Consider the following 14,857-nt stretch of genomic DNA (forward strand, 5'->3'; position numbering starts at 1 on the left):
ATGCGACGATCAGGGTGCAGACTGATGCCCGCATGTAATTCCCCTTCCTCAGAGCCGGATGAATGAAACCTGGCGGCTACGTTAACCCCTGCGGTGCCGAAAACCCTACGGGTGGCCGTGACCGCCGAGCAGGTAAATTCCGCATCGGGCCTGGGTACGCCCCCTAAACCCGGGCGGCGCGGCCCGAATATACACCGAAACGTATATATCCCGGAGCCGCCGGTTCAGGTGCGGAACCCTCACCCCGCGGCTGTGCTCGGTCCTATACTTTCCGGATGGAGGACCAACCGCGGATCCTTGTGGTGGAGGATGACCGCCGGCTGGCCGGCATGCTGGCGGAAATCCTGGAATCCGAGGGGTATGCGGTGACGCTGGCCTATGACGGACAAAGGGCACTGCATGAAGGTCTCACCCGCAGCTTTGACGTCCTGCTGCTGGACCGCGGCCTGCCCGGGCTGGAAGGGCTGGATGTCCTGGCCCGGCTCCGCAGCCGCGGCGTGCTGACCCCGGTGCTGGTGCTCTCCGCGCTGGGCAATCCCTCGGACCGGGTCGAGGGCCTGGATCGGGGGGCGGAGGATTACCTGGCGAAGCCTTTCGACATGTCCGAACTGCTGGCCCGGCTGCGGGCACTCCGGCGCCGGAGCATTGAACAGGTTCCGCTGCTTGCGGTGCCCGGAGGCTCCTTTGACCCGGCCGGCCGGACCGTAACGGCACCGTCCGGAGCGGTGGTGGAGCTGTCCGACCGGGAGGCGGCTCTGCTCGAGGTTCTGGCGCGCCGGCCGGGCCAGGTGTTCCCCCGCGCCGAACTCGTGGATCTGGTGTTTCCGGAGGCCGACGAAGGTGTGGTGGACACCTATGTCCATTACCTGCGGCGCAAGCTAGGGCGCAACGCGGTGCTGACTGTCCGCGGGATCGGCTACCGGTTGGGACGCCCGGCATGAGCCGCCGGCCCCGCGTCGATCAGTGGGACAGCACCGAACTGCGCCGGGCCACCACCAGGCTTTCCCTCCAGTTCACCGGGCTGATGGTGGTGCTGCTTTCCGTGGTGGGAGTGCTGGTGTTCGGCTTTGCTGCCGCAGGCAGTGCCACGGCAGCGCGGCAAACGCTAGATGAGGCCGTGGATCTCGGCAATGCGCGGGACGCTCCGCTGGATGTATTCCTTGCGGTGTATGACCGCGGGCGGGTGGCGGTGTCGCGGGACATGCCCAGCGGCCTGCCCGTGGAGGAAGCCCTGGCGGAAGTTGCTGCGGACGGGGGACGCCGGGAGGAAACGGTCACAGTGGGCAAAACAAGCTACCGGGTCCTTACCGTGAGCCGCGGCGACGCGGTGGTGCAGGCCGCCCTGGATACACGGGATTCCCGCCAGGAGCTGCAGCGGCTGGCCCTGGTGCTGCTGGCGACCATCGTCGGAGCAGCCCTCATTGCGGCGGTGTTCTCGGTGATGGCGGCCCGTGCCGCCATGCAGCCGCTGGTCCGGGCGCTGGCGCTGCAGCGCAGGTTTGTCTCCGATGCGGGCCACGAATTGCGCACTCCGCTCACGTTGCTCAGTACCCGCGCCCAGATCCTTCACCGGCGCCTGGCCGCGCGGGAGGAACGCGCCGCCGCGGAGGGCGGCGAAGCCCCGGAAGGATGGCTGAGCGACGGGCTGACCGAAATTGTGTCCGATGCGTCCGTGCTCACCGGAATCCTGGAGGACCTTTTGGTCACGGCGGATCCCCGCCGGAACGAAGCCACGGAGGACGTGGACCTGGCTGCCGTCGCCGCCGAGACAGCGGCGGCGTTCCGGGCCAAAGCTGAAGAGAGCGGCCTGGACCTGCGGGTGCAGGCCCCCGGCGACGCCGTGTACGTGCGCGGGGTCCGGGCTGCCTTTTCTCGGCTATTGACCGCCCTGCTGTCCAACGCCGTCGACTATGCCCGCACCTGCGTGGTGCTGAGCGTGGCCGGCAGCGGCCGGGAGGCAGTTCTCACGGTGTCCGACGACGGTCCGGGCCTCCCGCCGGAACTGGAAGGCCGGCTGTTTGAACGGTTTTCCTCGGTCCGTTCAGCCGGCGCCGGGGCCGGGGAAGCACCGGGACGCCAGCGCCACTACGGTCTGGGGCTGGCGTTGGCGGCGGAAGTTGCGGCCCGTTTCGGCGGCTCCATCCGGGCTGATTCGCAGCCCGGCGCCGGCACCTCCCTGGTGGTCCGCCTCCCGCTGGCCGGCCGCGGCTTCTAAGAATCCTCAAAGAATCCGGCTCGAAGATGGAACTGTAAGCGAACCACTTTATCTGGAAGGTGAAACACCACTATGGCTATGGGGAGCGGAGCCAGGAAGGCCATCGTCTGGGGCGGCGGCGCCCTCGCCGGTGTTGGCCTGCTGGTTGCCAGTTTCTTCGCAGGCACCGCTGTGGCGGAGAATGACGTTTTTGAGCAGGCCGGCGCCACCACCCAGGAACAGGACGCCGGGACCGGCGAGGGCCGCGACTCGTTCGATGAGCAGGACAGCCACGACGAGCAGGACCAGCAGGACGAGCAGGACTCCGGGGATGCCCAGGACCAGCAGGATAGGCAGGACAAGCAGGACCGGAAGGGTGACGGTGACGGCCCGGATCGGAAGGACGGCGGCCGTGACGCTGAAGACCGGGAGGTGAACGGTCAGGACGCCCAGGGCCAGGAGGCCGAGGGCCAGGACGCCGCGCGGCCGGGGGAAGGCCAGGGCCGTCATGACCGCGGACCCGACGGCCACCGCGGCCACCACGGGCACGACGGCGACGGCGGCCCGGAGGAGGCTCCTGAGGAAACTCCGGACGCCGGCAGCGGAAACCAGGGCGGATCGGATCAGGCGTAACTGTTTAAGCGGGCTGCAGCGGGAGGGCCGGGCGCAAGGCGCCCGGCCCTTCACGCTTTACTCCCGGCGCGGCTCGGGAACGAGGTCCAGCAGGTGGGTTTCCACGTAGTCCAGGGCCAGGCGCACCGCGCCGGTGGGCACCAGCATTGTGCCCAGGGCTGAGACGGCGACGCGGGGTGGTTTGACTACATACCGGTCCAGTTCCCGCGTCATGGCTGGCAGGAGGGCGGTGGCCGATGCTGCCACCGCGCCGCCGATCACGATTAACCGGGGATCAAAGAAGGAGGAGACCAGGGCAAGCACCCGGGCCATGCGCCGGGCAATCCGGTCCAGGATCTCCGCGGCCACCGGGTCCCCGGCGTCGGCCGCCTCGAACACCAGCCGCGCGGAGGCCCGGTTGGTTCCCGGACCCACAAGTTCACGGATCCGGCCGTTGTGCCCTTCCTTCAGGGCGGCGCTGCCCCAGAGGCGGGCCAGCTTGGCAATGCCGTCTTCATTGCCCACGCCTTCCACCAGGTCCAGCGCACCCATGGCGCCGGTGCCGCCGGAAGCGCCGTGCAGCAGGTGCCCGGACTCGATGATGCCGCTGCCCAGGCGCTCGCCGGCCAGAATGACCGCAAGGTTGTCCTCGCCCGCACCGACCCCGCGCCAGCGTTCGGCCAGTGCCGCCAGCTTGGCATCGTTTTCCACCAGCAGCGGCCAGCCCCGGGAGTCGCTGAAGATGGAGCTCAATCCCAGATCGAACATCGGCGCCACATCCTGCCCCGGGGCAACTTCGCCGGCCCCGGTGACCTGGGCGGCAATGCCCATGCCGGCGCACAGCACCGCCGCGGAGGAAATCCCGGCATCCTCCAGCGCAGCGTCCACGGCTTGGGTGACTACCCGGCGTCGTTGCTCCGGCTCCCCGCCGTGGCGCGGGAACCGGGCCTCCGATTCACCGACGACGGCGCCCGCGAGATCGGCAACCAGGACGCGGACGGTGGCAATGCCGACGTCGAGCCCCAGGACGTAGCCGGCGCTTTCGTTGAATTCGAACCGCCGGGCGGGCCGGCCTTTCTGCCGGTCGATGCGCGGGGAGTCCGTTTCCCGGGCCCAGCCCCGGGCGATCAGGTCATCGCAGACCGCAATCACGGTGGCCCGGGTCAGGCCGGTGGCATTGATCAGGTCGGTGCCCGTGACGGACGGGGCAGCACGGAGCACCTCCAGCACGGCGCGCAGGTTGGTGCGGCGCAGCAGCTGCGGGGTGTTTGCGGAGGCGTCCATGGAAGTGGCCTTTGACGTGTGGCGGTAATAACAGCATAATTATAGGAGACAATAAATTTAGTTCCTAAATTTAGGTTCGGCATCAAGGAGGCCCTCATGACGGTACGCGTCGGAATCAACGGTTTTGGTCGGATTGGCCGCAATTACCTGCGGGCAGCACTGCAGCACGGCGAAGGGTTCGAGGTTGTCGCAGTCAACGACCTCGGCGATCCCGCGCAGCTGGCCCACCTGCTCAAGTACGACTCGGTAGCCGGACGCCTGGCCGAGAAGGTCACCGTCGAAGACGGCAACCTCGTGGTCGGCGGCCACACCATCAAGGTCTTCGCTGAGCGGGACCCGGCAAACCTGCCCTGGGCTGACCTCAACGTGGACATCGTCATTGAATCCACCGGTTTCTTCACCAACGCCGAGGACGCCCGCAAGCACATCACCGCCGGCGCCAAGAAGGTCCTGGTTTCCGCACCGGCCAAGGGCGACGCGTTCACCGTGGTCATGGGCGTGAACGACGGCGACTACGACGCCGAGAACCACGACATCATCTCGAACGCCTCCTGCACCACCAACTGCCTCGGCCCGCTGGCCAAGGTCCTCAATGACGCCTTCGGCATCGAAAAGGGCCTGATGACCACGGTCCACGCCTACACCGCAGATCAGAACCTGCAGGACGGCCCGCACAAGGACCTGCGCCGCGCCCGCGCCGCAGCCCTGAACATGGTGCCCACCTCCACCGGTGCCGCCAAGGCCATCGGCCTGGTCCTGCCGGAGCTGAAGGGCAAGCTGGACGGCTTCGCCGTCCGCGTCCCCGTCCCCACCGGCTCCCTCACGGACCTGACGGTCACGCTGGAAAAGGAAGCCACGGTCGAGGAGATCAACGCCGCCTACGCCAAGGCTGCACAGGACCCGCGCTGGGCCGGCATCCTCACCTACACGGAGGATCCGATCGTGTCCTCCGACATTGTGGGCGATCCGTCCTCGAGCATCTTCGACTCCGGCCTGACCCGCGTCATGGGCAACGAGGTCAAGGTTGTTGCCTGGTACGACAACGAGTGGGGCTACTCCAACCGCCTGGTTGACCTGACCGGCCTGGTTGCCTCCAAGCTGTAGTCAGCACCTTTAACGTCCGACGGCGCTGCCCCGGTCCGCTTTCGGCGGTCCGGGGCGGCGCCGTCGGTGTTTTAACGGACATAACGCCGGCCGGCGAGCCGTGACCCGATCGTCTGCGGGTCCGGTACCGACGGCGGCCGCGGGCGCTGTGCCTCAGTTGCTCCGGCTCCGGAGTTCCCACGCTCTGATGCCTCAGTGGCTCCGGCTCCGGAGTTCCCACGCTCTGATGCCCCTGTTGCCTGTGGGGCCCCATCCGTCACAGCAGACCCACAGCGTGGGAATTCCTGCGCGGTCTTTCCGTGGCCCCTTGTGGGATCTATCGAATGTCGATAACTATGGGCTGTTAATCGATCATTGCTGGGATCCGTAGGGAGGGCGTGATGGGAAAACCAACGATTCTTGCGTTGCGTATGGTGCTGGTCCTGGTCCTGCTGGGCACCGTGTTTGTGCAGGCGGTGATGGTGCCGCTGTTCGGCGCGGACCTGGCCGAAGCCGGCGCGGAGGCCGTCCGCGTGCCGGTGCTCCTCATCGCGGTGTTCGGCATCCTGTCGTTCCAGGTCTGTCTTGTCTGCGTCTGGCGGCTGCTGACCATGGTCCGCCGGGGAACGGTTTTCAGTTCTGCCGCCTTCCGCTATGTGGATGTGGTTATCGGCGCCATATCCGCCGCGGCCCTGCTGCTGTTTGCCCTGGGTGCGGTACTGGCCCCCGGCGAGGGAGTGGCGCCGGGCATCGTCCTGCTGATCGGGGGACTTGGCGTCACCGTGGCAGCCGGAGCACTCCTCGTTCTCGTGATGCGGGCACTGCTCGCCTCAGCCGTGGCGACGGCTGCCGAGGCCGCGCATCTGCGCACCGAACTTGGCGAGGTCATCTGATGCCGATCATTGTGGACATCGACGTGATGCTGGCCCGGCGGAAAATGGCCGTCGGAACCCTGGCGGAACGCGTGGGGATCACTCCGGCCAATCTCGCGGTCTTGAAGAACGGGCGGGCCAAGGCGGTCCGTTTCACCACTCTGTCTGCGCTGTGCGAGGTCCTGGAGTGCCAGCCGGGGGACCTGCTGCACTGGGAGCCCGGGGAGGGAGGCGCTGATGCCGCGCCGGACGGAACAGGTGCCGGCACGTGGCAGGACCCGGGTTCCCGGGATTCCGCGGCGGCGGACACCCGCACCGGGCAATAGCGGCCCGGGTGTGCGGCCCGTCCCGCTGGACGTTAGCGCCTCTTGAACTGTCGTTGGAGCAGGAGGTGCAAGCGCTCCGAGCCGTGCGGCTCCTCCGGAGCATCAGCGCCGGCGGAACCGGAATCCTGTAACTCGCCGCGGCGGTGGTCCGCCCGGTGCAGAACGAGGGCGCCGACGGCGGCCGCCGCTACAGGTGTGCTGCCCAGGGCGACCATGATGCTGAGATACATCCACAGGAACATGAGGGCGGGCGGAGTACCCAGGGGTGCCTCCAGGAATCCGGCGGCCAGGACCAGCCAGAACACCGCGCAGACGGCGAGCAGAATCCACGCGGTGCGGCGGCTAAGGAGGGCGAGCAGCTTTTGCTCCATGGCATAGTCCCAAGCTTGAGAGAAGAGGCGCCGGCTGCTTGACCCATCAACCCTAGGCCCCTCAGTCCCTTCACCGCCGGTTCCGCCGGGCTTGTCCCTACTTTGTGGGCAGCGGTCTTGCCATTCCTGCCGATTCCTCCACAATGACGGGTATTTTTCCTGCGGGCGACTGCTCGTCTGCTGCGGCCTGAAGGGCGGGCACCTGTTCCGGGGGTACCGTAACCGTCACCGCACCGGCCCGGCCGCTGGCGCTGATCGAGTGGAACTCCACCCCTGGAACAGGCTTCCCGGCCAGCCAGGTCTGGACCTGGGTGCGGGCCTGGCCCAGCTCCCCGGCGTTGAACGGCACGGTCACCGGCACAGCACCGGCGTCGCGCACCGTGGCCTCGGCAGACGCGTCGGTGACGCCTATATGGAGGACGCCGCCCTCAATCCAGGCATCCGCGTACCGATCTCCCAGGTCAGTCCGGAGTTGATCATGCAGCTGCAGGAGTTCAGTGGTGAATTCGTCCGGGGCCATGATGGGAACCGATCCAGGTGTGGCTTCCACCGGAGTGGAGGCAGTGGACGGGACCGCGGGCGGTGCAGCGGCGGTACCGGTGGAAACAGCGGGGGAGGGGGCGGCAGCCCCGTCGTCGGCGGATTGTGCTCCGCAGCCGCTGACGGCGGCGGCGATGACGGCAGCCAGGGCAACTCCCGCCAAGGGCCGGGGAGAAGGCTGGTGGAGCGTGTGCAGTGTCCGGTTCCGGATCATCATTCCTCCTGGTGCGTGACTGTAGCTTAAGCCAGAGCGGGTCCCGGCCGTCGGCAGGGACCCGCTTTTACCGCTTGTACTGTCAGTCGGTTAGGCGTCGACAGCAACCCGGCGGCGCTTGTTGTACATCAGTGCTGCGGCACCCGCGGCAAGCAGGCCCGCCCCGCCGCCGGCCAGCAGGCCGAGGTTGGCGGCGCCGGTCTGCGGCAGTCCGCCCGTGCCCGTGCCCGTGCCCGTGCCCGTGCCCGTGCCGGGGCCGGGATTAGCCACCGGTGCGGGATTCACTACCACCGGAGCCGGGGTAACGGTGATGCTGGCAAAGGCGTCTGCGGAGGCGGCTTCGTTGATCACCTGGAAGGCCTGAACGCGGTGGTCGCCCGCGGCCAGATCGCCCATCGGAACGGACCACTTGCCGTCTTCGTTCACGGTGACGGCCGTCAGCGCTTGGTCATTGACTGCCACGGTCACCTTGGAGCCGGCGGTGCCGGTGCCCGTGATGTCCTTGGGAAGGGAGCCTTCCACGAATTCCTGGCCGTCAGTGGGGGAGGTGATGGCCGGTGCATCGGGTGCGACGGTCAGGGACAGCTGTGCTGCTGCGGATTCGCGCTTTCCCTCCACGCCGTCCTGAGTGGCGGACAGTGCATAAACACCGTAGGTCAGCGGCTCGTCGAGGGTGACGGACCAGTTGCCGTTATCGTTGACTTCAGCTTCGGTGGCAGCCATCGTCGAGGTTTCCTTGCCGGTGGTATCACCCGGCAGGGTCAGCGTTACGGTGGCACCGGCTGCGCCCGTGCCTTCGATAACCCCAACGGAGCGCAGCACAGTGGCGGGCGTGGTGAAGGCCGGAGCCGCCAGCGGAGCTTCCGTGACCGTCAGCTCGAACTTGCTGACCGTGGACTTATTGAACCCGTTGACCGCCTGCGCGGTCACGGTGATCTTGTCGTCTGCAGGAACCAGGCTCGGTGCCTTGACTGACCAGGTGCCGTCCGCGCCAACCGGAACATCCTCGGGGTCTCCGCCGTCGGTGGTCACCTTGACGGTACTGCCGGCGGGAGCGGTGCCGGTGATGGCGGCATCGGTTTCCACCGTGCCCTTGTCTTCCGGGCTGGTCAGCGCCGGGGCAGCCAGGTGGATCGCCACGGAGTAGCCGGGAATGGCAGCCATGGAGCGGGCCAGGTCCACGCCGTACACCTCGCCGGATCCGGGGACGCCTGCGCTGATGAGGCCGACGGCGAGGCTGCCGGAGATCATGCTGCCGCCGGAGTCGCCGGGAGCAGCGTCCAGCTGTGCCTCGAAACCTTCGGTCCAGGTGCCTTCTGCGTTGAAGAGGGCATCCGCGCTGAGGACGGTTCCGCAGGTCCAGAAGGAGGTGCGGCCGGACTTGCAGATCGGTGCACCGGCAACGGGAGCGGTGGAACCGGTGATCTGCACGGTAGTGGCTTCAAGGTCCTCGGCATTCGCCCACTGCAGGGTTTCCGGCAGCAGGGTCAGCTCGGGGTTGATGCTGTCGATCACGGAAATGTCGGTGCCTGGGTCGATTTCGGTCCCGCTGAAGGAGTAAGTACCGAACATCCCCAGCTCGTAGTCGGCGTGCTCGAGGATGGTGAGCGGACCGGCAGCACCTTCCGCGCAGTGCCCGGCACTGATGACGGCGTCCTGGCCGGTGCCGTTGAAGCCGTTGAAGCCGATGGAGCAGGCGGACGCCAGGCCGTCGCTACTCTCGAAGAGGTAACCAGATCCGTTCGGGATATCGGTCTCGGCAAGCTTCTTCGGCATACCCGCCGGGTCATAGGTGACGCTGACGTTTTCATAAGCCGCGTCAAATTCTGCTGCCGTCATGGGCGCTGCCGCGGCACGTGCCTGGGCCCCGCCGAGTTCCGTCGCCGGCTCGCCGACGGTCAGCACGAAGCCGGCACCGACGTTCCCGGTCACGGACTGCAGCTTATCCGCGGCGCCGGTGGCTGCAGCGTAATCCTTCAGGAGGCTGCGCAGATCTGAGGCACGCTTCAGGGGTGCAGCGGCTTCCTCTGTGGGGACTTCAGCGGCGTCGTCAGCAGGTGCCGGCGCTTCGGTCTGTTCCGGTGCCGGCGCGTCCTCAACCGGGGCTTCCTCTGCTGGCGCTTCGGCCGGTGCTTCTTCGGCCGGGGCGGCGGGCTCCACCACGGTGGCTTCCAGGTCGGTGGCCAGCGCCTGCAGGTCCTCGCCGGTGCCGGTGATAACCAGAGCGCCGTCGACTACCTCGATGCTGATGAAGCCTTCGGTGGCCTTGAGCTGTTCGAGGGCATCGGATGCCTTCTTGCCGAGTTCGCCTGCCGCGAGGAACTCCTCGACGGTCATGCCAAGGTCCCGCTGCAGTGCCTCCTTAAGGCCCGGGGCGAGTTCAGCTGCTGCCGGCACCTCGGTGCCCTGCAGCGCAGCAGGGGTTTCGGTTGGTGCCGGCTGCGGACTATCGACTGTGTCAGCCATGGCAGGACCGGCGATGAATGCGCCGCTCACCGCCAAAAGGGCTGCTGCGCTAAGTGCGCCTACCCGTGCGTAGAGCGGGCGTGGACTTTCCTGCATGGAATTTTTCCCCCATTAAGACATCGGCCCCCGGTGCTTCCATGCAGGCGCAAGTGTGGCGCCCGGAATGCGGAGGTAAGGCTGAAACTGAACAAGTACTTCCGGTTGATCAATCCGAAGAAAGACCTATGCCCGGTTCCTCATTAACTGTATCTGCGTCTGGTAATCAGCATCACAGATATGCCACACGGTAACGGTCTGATCAAGAAAGGGCAAGGGTTATGTGAAATTGAAATATGCCGTCAGCAATTGATGTAATGAGACAGTTTTAAAGCAGGACGGGTCCCGGACAACGTCCGGGACCCGTCCTTATTCACCGCCAGAGCGTCCTGGCCGGTTTAGGACCCTGAGACCGCGCTGCGGCGGCGGTTGAACAACAGGGCTGCACCGCCGGCGGCGAGCAACACCGCTCCGCCGCCGGCCAACAGACCCAGATTCGCGGCACCGGTATCCGGCAGCCCGCCGGTTCCCACGGTTCCCACGGTTACGCCGGTTCCGACGGTTACGCCGGTGCCCACGGTCCCGCCGATTTCCACGGTCCCACCCGTTCCCGGGTCTCCGACGGGCACGGGGTTGACGGTGACGGGCGGTTCAGCAACGGCTGCCGTGACGGTGAACGTAGTCTCGGAGTAGTCGGATACATGTGCTCCGACGCCCTGGATGGCCACAATGTTGTGGGTGCCCTCGGAAAGCGCAGCCAGGGGAATGGACCAGTTGCCGGCGGCGTCGGCGAAGGTTTCCCGAACCATCATTTGGAGTTCGTTCTCCGTGTAATCCCTGCCGAAGTCGTAGTCCACGACCAGTTCAACGTCGGCATTGGGTGCAGAGGTGCCGGTGATCGCCGCCGGCAGCTTATTGACCGGCATCTCGGCACCATCGGCCGGTGAGGTGACCACCGGAGCAGGGGGGATAACTTCAACCGATCCGGTGGTCTCCGGAGAGCTCTGCTTGCCATTCAACATCTGCACAGCGGTCAGCCTGTAGGTGTCGTAGCCGAGGGACGCTGTGGGGGTCACCTTCCAGACGCCGAAGTTGTCCACGGTGGCGGTGCCGGTCATCGGCTCCCCCTCGGTGCCTGCGATCGTGAGGGTGACCGTCGCCTCGGGCACGCCGGTCCCGGTGAATACGGTCAGCGGCTCCGTCACGCGACCCTGCGTACGGATGCCCGGCGCCGGCAACGGAGCGTTTTCGAGGGTGACTTCAACGTTGACCGCCGTGGACCTGGTCTCACCGTTGACGGCGACGAGCGAGAGGCTCAGCTTGCCTCCGTCAGGCGCAAACGTAGGCGCGAAGATGCTCCACGTGCCGTCTTCCGCCACTGAAAGAGTCTGCATCTCGCCGTTGGCGGTCAGTTCCAAGGACGTTGCGCCGGGGGCTTTTCCTTCAAAGAGGAAATTCGTCGGGATGGTCTGGCCGTCAGTCACATTGACCGTAGGGGGAGCCAGAGTGGTTTCGGGAGGTGCGGTTTCCGTCGGTGACGGGGTGGGTGACGGCGTGGGTGCCGGTGCGGTGGGCGCCGTCTCCGTAGGGGAGGGCGTGGGTGTGGGGGCCGGAGTGGTGGGCTCCGGTGTCTGCGTCGGTGCCGGCGTAGGCTGCGGTGCCGGCGCGGTGGGCTCCGGTGTGGCAGTGGGTTCCGGAGTGGAATCCGCGGGTGACGGTGAAACGGTGGGTGCGGGCGTCGGAGTGGAATCCTCCGGTGCAGCCATAGCAGGGCTGGCGATGAATGCGCCGCCGGCTGCCAAAAGGGCCACGGCGCTGAGCGCCCCGACCCGTGCCGAAAGTGGACGTGAATTTCCCTGCATGAAGTTTTTCCCCCATATATAGCGTTGTCTTCCGGCGTTTCCCTGCGGTATGCGCGCATCTGGATAGGACGGACCGAATGAAACTGAAACCGTAAAGTGTGTCAATGGAATGCCCGGTATCCGGCACCATCAGTACGGGATATCTGCATCATAAGGCAGATATCCCGACAATGGTGAGAATAGTGCTGACCTGCGGCAACGGCAAGCATGAACTATTCGTACCGCCGGGATATTGAAACGGCATCGCGCCCCGGGTAGCGTCGCCGTCGTACCGCAGGATCGGGCCTTCCGGCATCCGCAAATCCGCAAACCCAGGGAGACATATGGCACGGGAGCGGATAAACGATAGCCGCACGCCGCTGCGGCCGGGAGCTGCCGGCATTTTCGTGGCGTTGGCATCGTCAGCGGTGTTCGGCCTGTCCGGGTCTTTTGCCAAGGCGCTGCTGGAGACCGGCTGGAGCAGCACGGGGGCGGTGGCTGCCCGGATGCTCGGAGCGGCACTGGTCTTGGCGGTTCCGGCCGCCGTCACCCTGCATGGACGCTGGAGCCAGGTCCGGGGGAACTGGCGCACCATAGTGCTGTTCGGGTTCGTGGGGGTGGCCGGGTGCCAGTTCTTTTACTTCAACGCGGTGGAGCGCCTTTCCGTGGGCGTGGCCCTGCTGCTGGAATTCCTTGCGCCGGTGCTGATGGTGCTCTGGATCTGGCTGGCCACGCGCCGCAGGCCCGGTCTCCGCACGGTACTGGGCACGGCGGCGGCAGTCGCGGGGCTGATATTGGTCCTGGACCTCACCGGCAGCACGCGCGTGGACCCGGTGGGAGTGCTGTGGGGACTCGCTGCGGCGGTGTGCCTGGCGAGCTACTTCTTCATCACCGCCAAGCAAAACGATTCCCTTCCGCCACTGGTGCTCGCCACTGGAGGGATGTTCGTGGGCGGAGCCACCATGGCCGTCCTGGGGCTCACCGGCATCCTGCCCCTGGCCTTCAGTACCGCAGACGTGGAGCTGGGCGGCTGGCAGACGGCATGGTGGGTTCCGCTGACCGGCCTGGTGCTGTTTTCCACGGTGCTGGCCTACGTCACCGGCATCATCGCCGCACGGTCCCTGGGTTCGCGCGTGGCGTCGTTCGTCTCCCTGACCGAGGTGCTGTTCGCGGTCCTGTGGGCGTGGCTGCTGCTATCGGAGCTGCCCCGCCCGGTCCAGCTGGCGGGCGGGGCTTTGATCGTCGCCGGCGTGGTGCTGGTCCGCTCCGACGAGCCGGCCGGGCTGCCGGGGGAGGCAGCGGCCGACGTCGAGCCGTACGCCTAGCTGCCGCGTACGCGGCCCTGCGGAGCCTGGACCGGACACCTGCGTGCCGTTCCAGGCCCCGCAGGGGCCATCTCGCCGCCTACGCGCCCGGAGCTTCGGCCGCCAAGGGTGCCGATACCTTGATTTCCCGCTTCAGGATTTTCCCTGTGGGCCCCTTGGGCAGGGCATCGGTCAGTTCGATTCGGCGCGGATACTTGTACGCGGCCAACCGGTCCTTGGTGAACTGCTGAATGTCCGCAATCAGCTGTTCGCGGGCAGCGTCGTCGGCGGGCTCGGCCCCTTCGCGGAGCCCCACCACCGCTACAATTTCCTCGCCGTGCAGCGGGTCGGGAATGCCGACGACGGCCGCTTCCGCAACGGCCGGATGCTCGTAGAGCACCTCTTCGATCTCGCGGGGGTAGACGTTGTAGCCGCCGCGCAGAATGATGTCCTTCTTCCGGTCCACGATGAAGATGTTGCCGTCCTCGTCAAACCGGGCCAGATCCCCGGTCCGGAACCAGCCGTCCGGAATGGCGGCAGCAGTGGCGTCGTCGTTCCTCCAATAGCCCTTCATCACGCCGTCGCCGCGGACGGAGAGCTCCCCGACCTCGCCCGACGGAACGTCATTGCCGTCCGGATCCAGCATCCGCACCTCGGTGCCGGCCACGGGCTTGCCGATCGACCCTGCCCTCCGGTCCCCGCCGGGAACGTTGAAGGAAACAATCGGGGCGGTTTCCGAAAGGCCGTAACCCTCCAGGAGCTCAATGCCGAAAACCTCCTCGAATTCGTGCAGGATTTCCAGCGGCATGGCCGAACCGCCGGTGATCGCGCCGCGCAAGGAAGACAGGTCGGTGGTCCGCACCGACGGATGGCGCAGCATGCCGACGTACATGGTGGGGACACCCTCGAAAATGGTCACGCCGTCCCGCTCGATGATCTCCAGTGCCTTGCCCGCATCGAACCGCGGCAGCAGGCTGATGGAGGCGCCGGACAGCACGGACGAATTCAGGGCCGCGGTCTGGCCGAAGACATGGAAGAACGGGAGCCCGCCGAAGTGGACGTCCGTCTCCACGGTGTTCAGCAGGGACTGGGCCACATAGGCATTGGTGAGCAGATTCCGGTGGGTGAGCGCGGCGCCCTTGGGGCGGCCCGTGGTTCCGGAGGTGTAGAGGATGACTGCAGTGTCCTGGTCATCCACCTCGGCGACGTCGGGGCGGGCGTCCGCACCGGCGAGCAGCTGCAGGAAGGCACCCGAGTCCACGGAGACCACATCCACGCCGCCGGCTTCCTCCGCTCCGGCGGCGACCTCGGCGGCCACGCCCTCCCAGGCGAAAACAATCCGGGCACCCGAGTCCTCCAAGTGGTAGGCCACCTCGCGGGCCTTCAGCAGCGGGTTCATGGGGACGACGACGGCGCCCTGGCGCAGGGTTCCGTAGTAGAGGAACGCCATCTGCGGGATATTCGGCATCACCAGTGCAACGCGGTCGCCGGGCTGCACGCCCCGGCTGGCGAGGAAGCCGGCCACCTTGGCGCTCATGGCATCCAGGGCGGCGTAGGAGATAACCGTGTCATCTAGTTTGAGGGCCGTCCGCTCGGGAAAGCGTGCCACCGTGTCGGTCAGGATGCCGGCGAGGTTGTGCATTGGTGATCTCCTTTGATCTGTGCGACGTAGAGGGAAGTCTAGCCACCGCCGTCGAACGGAAGAAACTTTCCC

The 14,857-nt window shown here is 66.8% G+C and carries 14 protein-coding genes; 8 read left to right on the forward strand and 6 right to left on the reverse strand.

Annotated features, from left to right (window positions below):
- Positions 1-275 precede the first annotated feature (275 nt).
- The 3 genes from GD627_RS01360 to GD627_RS01370 all read left to right on the forward strand — a co-directional run bounded on the left by GD627_RS01360 (position 276) and on the right by GD627_RS01370 (position 2,827).
- Positions 276-941, forward strand: a complete 666-nt coding sequence (locus GD627_RS01360; RefSeq protein WP_186764148.1) for a response regulator transcription factor — start codon at positions 276-278, stop codon at positions 939-941.
- Positions 938-2,215, forward strand: coding sequence for a sensor histidine kinase (locus GD627_RS01365; RefSeq protein WP_152271039.1), 1,278 nt, complete (start codon positions 938-940; stop codon positions 2,213-2,215). Before GD627_RS01360 ends, GD627_RS01365 begins: the two co-directional genes overlap by 4 nt.
- 72 nt (positions 2,216-2,287) lie before the next feature.
- The gene (locus GD627_RS01370; RefSeq protein WP_152271040.1) at positions 2,288-2,827 is read left to right on the forward strand and encodes a hypothetical protein; all 540 of its coding nucleotides are present in this window, start codon (positions 2,288-2,290) and stop codon (positions 2,825-2,827) included.
- Positions 2,828-2,884: 57 nt separating this feature from the next.
- Here the strand turns inward: GD627_RS01370 and GD627_RS01375 are convergent, their stop codons facing one another.
- Positions 2,885-4,090 (reverse strand): ROK family protein, encoded by a 1,206-nt coding sequence (locus tag GD627_RS01375; protein ID WP_152271041.1) that lies wholly within the window; start codon positions 4,088-4,090, stop codon positions 2,885-2,887.
- A gap of 96 nt (positions 4,091-4,186) precedes the next feature.
- Between GD627_RS01375 and gap the strand changes: the two genes are divergently transcribed.
- The 3 genes from gap to GD627_RS01390 all read left to right on the forward strand — a co-directional run bounded on the left by gap (position 4,187) and on the right by GD627_RS01390 (position 6,371).
- Positions 4,187-5,194 carry a type I glyceraldehyde-3-phosphate dehydrogenase gene (gene gap / locus GD627_RS01380; RefSeq protein ID WP_152271042.1) on the forward strand — a complete coding sequence of 336 codons (1,008 nt, stop codon included), beginning with the start codon at positions 4,187-4,189 and terminating at the stop codon, positions 5,192-5,194.
- A gap of 380 nt (positions 5,195-5,574) precedes the next feature.
- Entirely contained in the window at positions 5,575-6,066 is a 492-nt protein-coding gene (locus GD627_RS01385; RefSeq protein ID WP_152271043.1) for a DUF2975 domain-containing protein, read from the forward strand.
- Positions 6,066-6,371: a helix-turn-helix domain-containing protein gene (locus tag GD627_RS01390; protein ID WP_246165239.1), complete on the forward strand. Its 306-nt coding sequence runs from the start codon at positions 6,066-6,068 to the stop codon at positions 6,369-6,371. The genes GD627_RS01385 and GD627_RS01390 overlap by 1 nt, the downstream gene beginning before the upstream one ends.
- A 32-nt stretch (positions 6,372-6,403) precedes the next feature.
- Here GD627_RS01390 and GD627_RS01395 read toward each other — a convergent pair whose 3' ends face one another.
- From GD627_RS01395 to GD627_RS01410, 4 genes are all read right to left on the reverse strand, one after another.
- A complete protein-coding gene (locus GD627_RS01395; RefSeq protein ID WP_152271044.1) occupies positions 6,404-6,742 on the reverse strand; it encodes a hypothetical protein in 339 nt (112 codons plus the stop codon).
- 97 nt (positions 6,743-6,839) lie between these two features.
- A complete protein-coding gene (locus GD627_RS01400) occupies positions 6,840-7,499 on the reverse strand; it encodes a hypothetical protein (protein ID WP_152271045.1) in 660 nt (219 codons plus the stop codon).
- A gap of 87 nt (positions 7,500-7,586) precedes the next feature.
- Positions 7,587-10,058: a S1 family peptidase gene (locus tag GD627_RS01405; RefSeq protein ID WP_152271046.1), complete on the reverse strand. Its 2,472-nt coding sequence runs from the start codon at positions 10,056-10,058 to the stop codon at positions 7,587-7,589.
- Positions 10,059-10,396: 338 nt separating this feature from the next.
- A complete protein-coding gene (locus tag GD627_RS01410; protein WP_152271047.1) occupies positions 10,397-11,482 on the reverse strand; it encodes an LPXTG cell wall anchor domain-containing protein in 1,086 nt (361 codons plus the stop codon).
- Positions 11,483-11,504: 22 nt separating this feature from the next.
- Between GD627_RS01410 and GD627_RS01415 the strand changes: the two genes are divergently transcribed.
- Positions 11,505-11,882, forward strand: coding sequence for a hypothetical protein (locus tag GD627_RS01415; protein ID WP_152271048.1), 378 nt, complete (start codon positions 11,505-11,507; stop codon positions 11,880-11,882).
- Positions 11,883-12,183: 301 nt separating this feature from the next.
- A complete protein-coding gene (locus GD627_RS01420; RefSeq protein ID WP_146359980.1) occupies positions 12,184-13,164 on the forward strand; it encodes an EamA family transporter in 981 nt (326 codons plus the stop codon).
- A gap of 79 nt (positions 13,165-13,243) precedes the next feature.
- On the opposite strand, the gene GD627_RS01425 is transcribed toward GD627_RS01420, so the two are convergent.
- Positions 13,244-14,785 (reverse strand): long-chain-fatty-acid--CoA ligase, encoded by a 1,542-nt coding sequence (locus tag GD627_RS01425; protein WP_152271049.1) that lies wholly within the window; start codon positions 14,783-14,785, stop codon positions 13,244-13,246.
- Positions 14,786-14,857: the final 72 nt, after the last annotated feature.

The sequence above is a fragment of the Arthrobacter yangruifuii genome (genome assembly GCF_009192775.1).
GTDB classification, from domain to species: domain Bacteria; phylum Actinomycetota; class Actinomycetes; order Actinomycetales; family Micrococcaceae; genus Arthrobacter_B; species Arthrobacter_B yangruifuii.